Here is a 4,906-nt window from a genome sequence, read left to right as displayed (position 1 = left end):
ACCACCTCACCAGAGGGTGAGATGGCTGGCAATCTTCTTTTATGAGTAATTTCTTAAATCCTAGAGAAAAAAGCAAAGGCAAAATAGAAACCCCACTTTTCAGAAGTGGGGTTTCTCGACAATCTGAGAAGAAGCATATCGTGCTTCTTCTTTTTCCTTGTTCATGCGATAATGGAGAAAGAAGGATATAAAAAAGGAGGAGTACTGCTTGATTAATATTGGCTCGACGATCTTTTTGGAACGAAAAGACAGCAATGAAGAAGAGGTGGAGACAAAATTTCACTGTCGGCTTATTGATCGCGACGATGATTTTCTAATTGTTGATGAGCTGTTGAGCGAGCTGACGAATACGGCAAGCTTTTTCAAAACCGGCACTGCATTCAAAGCATGGTTCATCGGGCGTGATGAGGCGAAGTACGTCTTTGACACTGAGCTTGCTGGAAGAAAAAAAGGGAACATTTCGATGTTTTGCCTCAAAGATCCGGGTAAGGAAGGATATGTGCGGATTCAACGCAGAAATTATGCGCGGGTCGAAGCCGCCGTTAATGTTGCGCTTCATTTGCAGGCAGACGGAAGAAAGCGCTTTGTATCGGTGACGGCCGATCTTAGCGGCGGAGGATGCGCGATTGACATTCCAAAAGGCAAGTCGCTGCCAGATGAAGGCGAAGTCATGCTCTGGTTTGTTTTGCCGATGCAATCAGGTGAAATTGACTATGTGCAGGGACCGGCGAGGATCGTTCGCGTCTTCACGCCGCAACAAGGAGCTCCAGAGCGCGTCTCCTTGCAATTTACTGACATGAATGACATCGAAAGACAGAAAATCATCCGCTATTGTTTCGAGAAGCAATTGAACTTGCGTCGTCAGAGGCAGGAAGGATAGAAGCGTGTGGTCACGCTTTTTTCAGACCTTTCGTTAGACCGTCATCGCTTCTTGTGATAAGATAGTAGTGAAAACGCTCTAAGCTCCCTTTATTCTGTTGAAAAAGGTGTTTGGTTGAATGGTATTGAGGTGTAGATGGCAATGGATGAGAAGTTGAAAATAGCAATTGATGGACCTGCGGGAGCAGGAAAGAGTACGGTTGCAAAGCTTGTAGCTGAGCAGTTATCCTTTTTATATATCGATACAGGAGCGATGTACCGTGCTCTGACCTTTGCGGCGATCGCAGCGCACATTGATCTTAAAGACGGGGAGCGGCTGAAGCGGCTGCTGGATGAATCGACGATTCGTCTCTCAAATGAAGATAACAGACTAAACGTATATCTGAATGAAGCTGATGTTACCCAGCAAATACGCCAGCCTGATGTCACGTCCCATGTCTCGCTTGTCGCGAGTCATGAACCGGTGCGTAAAGAAATGGTCGAGCGTCAGCGTCAGCTTGCGCGTCAGGGACGAGCCGTTCTCGATGGCCGGGATATCGGCACATACGTATTGCCAGACGCCCAGGTGAAAGTCTTTTTAACTGCTTCGGTGGAAGAAAGAGCACGGCGGCGGTTTGAGGAGCAGCAGGCGAAAGGGATCGAGTCCAGCTTTGAACAGCTGAAAGAAGAGATTGCCAGGCGTGACAATCTTGATTCGACAAGGGCGTTCGCGCCTTTGAAGAAAGCGGATGACGCCGTGGAAATTGATTCCACCGACCTTTCGATTGAAGAGGTTGCCGAAACAATTATTGAGCTGGTAAAGGAGAGAACACGATAAGATGGGCTTATATCAGTTTGGTCAATTTGTTTGCAGATGCTTCCTTTCCAGCTCCTACAAAGTTGAAATCGTCGGTAAGGAGAATATCCCGTCAGAAGGTGGCGTCCTGCTTTGCGCCAATCACATTAGCAATTTCGACCCGCCGTTACTCGGTGCCTATATTGACAGGCAAATCCATTATATGGCGAAGCAGGAATTGTTTGAAAAGCCGATTTTAAAAGGGCTGCTGCCTCGGCTTGGCGCCTTTCCCGTCAAAAGGGGGATGAGTGACAAGCAGGCTTTGCGGCGGGCGATGAACCTGCTGAAAGACGGCGAGATGATCGGTCTTTTTCCGGAGGGGACGAGAAGCAAGGACGGCGTGCTCAGAAAAGGCTTGGCGGGAGCTGGCTTCTTCGCCCTGAGAACCGAGGCAACCGTTATTCCGTGTGCGATCATCGGTCCGTATGAACGCAAAAAACGGTTGAAGCTGGTCTATGGCAAGCCGCTTGATTTTACAGCTTACCGTGAAGAAAAGCGCTCTGCCGAGGAGGCTACCGCTTATATTATGGAGCATATTGGACAGTTAATTGAAGAGCATAAGTAAAGAAACCGGTCGTGAAATTTCTTTCGCAAGCGTGAAAGATTTTTAATATATTAGCGAGATCCGCGACTAGACTGCGGGTATTGAAGGAGGCAAAAGCCAATGGTCGAAGAAATGAACAATGAAGTGACAGGAATGAAGTCCTTCGAGGTAGGTGAAGTAGTAACTGGTAAGGTAACAAAAGTCGAGGATAAACAAGCGTTTGTCGATGTCGGCTTTAAGGTGGATGGCATTGTTCCAATCAGTGAATTATCGAGCTTGCATGTCGAGAAGGTCAGTGACGTTCTTTCAGTTGACGATGAGCTCGAATTAAAGGTCCTTAAAGTCGAGGATGACGAGCTGATCCTTTCAAAGCGTGCCGTGCAGGCTGAGAAAGCGTGGGAAGAGCTTCAAGCAGCGTTCGAGTCCGGCAAGATTATCGAAGCTGAAGTAGCCGAGGTCGTAAAAGGCGGTCTTGTCGTTGATCTTGGAGTGCGCGGATTTATTCCGGCATCCCTTGTTGAAAGACATTTTGTCGAGGATTTCTCTGATTATAAAGGTCGCACGCTTCGTCTGCAAATTGCAGAATTAGATCAGGAAAACAACAAATTGATTTTATCACAGCGCGCTGTGCTGGATATGGAAGAAGAAGAAAAGAAGAAGGATGTTCTTCAATCTCTTAAAGCCGGTGATGTCGTGGAAGGAACCGTTCAGCGTCTAACGGATTTCGGCGCATTTGTTGACGTCGGTGGAGTAGATGGTCTTGTACATATCTCGCAATTGGCACATCATCGAGTGGAAAAGCCGTCTGATGTGGTTCAGGAAGGCGACAAGGTCAATGTGAAGATTCTCTCTGTCGATCCGGATAGCGAACGGATTTCGCTTTCAATTAAAGAAACGCTTCCGGGGCCGTGGGAGCAGATTGCGGGACAGATCAAGCCTGGCGATGTAATTGAAGGAACCGTTCGCCGCCTCGTTACATTCGGTGCTTTTGTTGAAGTGGCGCCGGGTGTGGAAGGTCTTGTCCATATTTCACAAATTGCTAACCGTCACATCGGTTCTCCTTCCGAGGTGCTGACAGAAGGCGAAACGGTTCAGGTGAAGGTGCTTGATATTAACCTTGAAGATAAACGGATTTCGCTCAGCATTCGTGAATTGCTTGAAGACGAGGCCGATGATGATTATCAGTCTTATGAAGCGAAGGATGATGAGCCGAGCGGATTCTCGTTGGGCGATATGATTGGCGACCAGCTAAAGAAATACAAAAATTGATCAAAGGTGATGAGATGAGCAGCAGAGCGAGCAGGAAACTTGATCATTTAAACCACGCGCTTGTAACCGGGCAGGCCCGGACCCATGGATTTGAGGATATCCGGTTTGTCCATAACAGCATTCCCGAGCAGCATGTGGACGCCATCTCTCTTACATCGCAAATCGGTGAACTTACGCTAAGTTCACCGATTTTTATCAATGCGATGACAGGCGGGGGAGGTCAGCGGACGGAAGAGATCAACCGTCAATTCGCGGAGGTCGCTGCGGAAACCGGTGTTGGGATGGCCGTGGGCTCACAAATGGCGGCCCTCCGGGAGGACGGGCAGCGGCAAAGCTATCAGGTTGTTCGTCAGGCTCACCCGAACGGCGTGATCTTCGCCAACCTCGGCAGCGAGGCTACGGTTGACCAGGCAAAAAAAGCGGTTGAAATGATTGAGGCGGATGCTCTGCAAATTCATGTTAACGTGATTCAGGAGCTTGTTATGCCGGAGGGAGATCGTGATTTCCGCGGGACGTGGCGACGAATCGCGGCGATTGTCAAGGCTCTTGAGATTCCGGTGATCGTCAAGGAAGTAGGCTTTGGAATGAACAAGGAAACCGTCGCCCGCCTGGCTGATTGCGGAGTGACAGCCGTCGATATCGGTGGCTTCGGCGGGACAAATTTTTCGAAGATCGAAAATGAACGGCGTAAGCGGCGGTTATCATACTTTGATGAGTGGGGAATTTCCACGACCTGCTCACTGCTCGAGGCGAGAGCAGCAAAGGGTGACATCCCCGTCATTGCCTCAGGCGGGATCCAGACCGCCCTTGATATGGCCAAGTCACTCGCCCTTGGCGCGTCAGCATGCGGCTTTGCCGGACATTTCCTCCGTGTGCTAACCGAAGCGGGACAGGACGCGCTCGTGGCGGAAATTCGTACATTGCAGGAGGATTTGCGCTTTTTGCTTGCCGCCCTTGATGTGAAAAATCCGGAGCAACTGCGGGAAATACCGCTCGTAATCAGCGGGGAAACCTACCATTGGGCGATGCAGCGTGGGTTATCTATTTAGGAATGAAGCCTAAAAAAGCCAGCCGGATGTGATTTCATCCAGCTGGCGGGCCTGCGCAATAGCGGTGTGACTTCATGAGAAAGAGCAGACATCAAAACCTGAGACGAAGGCGCTGGTTCGTGTGCGAAAAAAGCTAACGCACATCCCCTTCTAAAACGGCTTCGGAGCTTGAGAAAAAGGTGAAACGGACCTTTTTCTCAAGCTTTTTTGTAAAAAGAAAACCCTAGGCTAGGCCTAGGGTTCCGGAAAGCTTCCAGCGAGGTATGAAAAAAACTCCTTCGTGATGCTACGATATATGTGGTTCGCCAACCAATATATCAAGCAAATGGA

General features: G+C 49.2%; 5 protein-coding genes. All 5 read left to right on the top strand.

Translation table 11 applies throughout. The annotated features are described in order from the left end of the window. The first annotated feature begins 208 nt into the window (after positions 1-208). The 5 genes from M3212_RS21425 to fni all read left to right on the top strand — a co-directional run bounded on the left by M3212_RS21425 (position 209) and on the right by fni (position 4,576). Positions 209-880 carry a flagellar brake protein gene (locus M3212_RS21425; RefSeq protein WP_251195947.1) on the top strand — a complete coding sequence of 224 codons (672 nt, stop codon included), beginning with the start codon at positions 209-211 and terminating at the stop codon, positions 878-880. Positions 881-1,021: 141 nt separating this feature from the next. Next, positions 1,022-1,696 carry a (d)CMP kinase gene (cmk, locus tag M3212_RS21420; RefSeq protein ID WP_251195946.1) on the top strand — a complete coding sequence of 225 codons (675 nt, stop codon included), beginning with the start codon at positions 1,022-1,024 and terminating at the stop codon, positions 1,694-1,696. Position 1,697: 1 nt separating this feature from the next. Next, positions 1,698-2,279 carry a lysophospholipid acyltransferase family protein gene (locus M3212_RS21415; RefSeq protein WP_251195945.1) on the top strand — a complete coding sequence of 194 codons (582 nt, stop codon included), beginning with the start codon at positions 1,698-1,700 and terminating at the stop codon, positions 2,277-2,279. Positions 2,280-2,378: 99 nt separating this feature from the next. After that, on the top strand, positions 2,379-3,527 hold the full coding sequence (rpsA, locus tag M3212_RS21410; protein WP_251195944.1) for a 30S ribosomal protein S1: 1,149 nt from the start codon (positions 2,379-2,381) through the stop codon (positions 3,525-3,527). 14 nt (positions 3,528-3,541) lie between these two features. After that, positions 3,542-4,576 carry a type 2 isopentenyl-diphosphate Delta-isomerase gene (fni, locus tag M3212_RS21405; RefSeq protein ID WP_251195943.1) on the top strand — a complete coding sequence of 345 codons (1,035 nt, stop codon included), beginning with the start codon at positions 3,542-3,544 and terminating at the stop codon, positions 4,574-4,576. Positions 4,577-4,906 lie beyond the last annotated feature (330 nt).

It is taken from the genome of Halalkalibacter oceani (assembly GCF_023715705.1).
Lineage (GTDB): Bacteria > Bacillota > Bacilli > Bacillales > Bacillaceae_D > Halalkalibacter > Halalkalibacter oceani_A.
Note: the sequence above shows the minus strand (reverse complement) of the source record. Positions and strands in the feature narration are given on the sequence as shown.

Excerpts from the sequence above, each read along its gene's own strand:
- cmk (WP_251195946.1), top strand. The coding sequence starts at position 1,022 with ATGGATGAGAAGTTGAAAATAGCAATTGATGGACCTGCGGGAGCAGGA.
- rpsA (WP_251195944.1), top strand. The coding sequence starts at position 2,379 with ATGGTCGAAGAAATGAACAATGAAGTGACAGGAATGAAGTCCTTCGAG.
- fni (WP_251195943.1), top strand. The coding sequence starts at position 3,542 with ATGAGCAGCAGAGCGAGCAGGAAACTTGATCATTTAAACCACGCGCTT.
- M3212_RS21415 (WP_251195945.1), top strand. The coding sequence starts at position 1,698 with ATGGGCTTATATCAGTTTGGTCAATTTGTTTGCAGATGCTTCCTTTCC.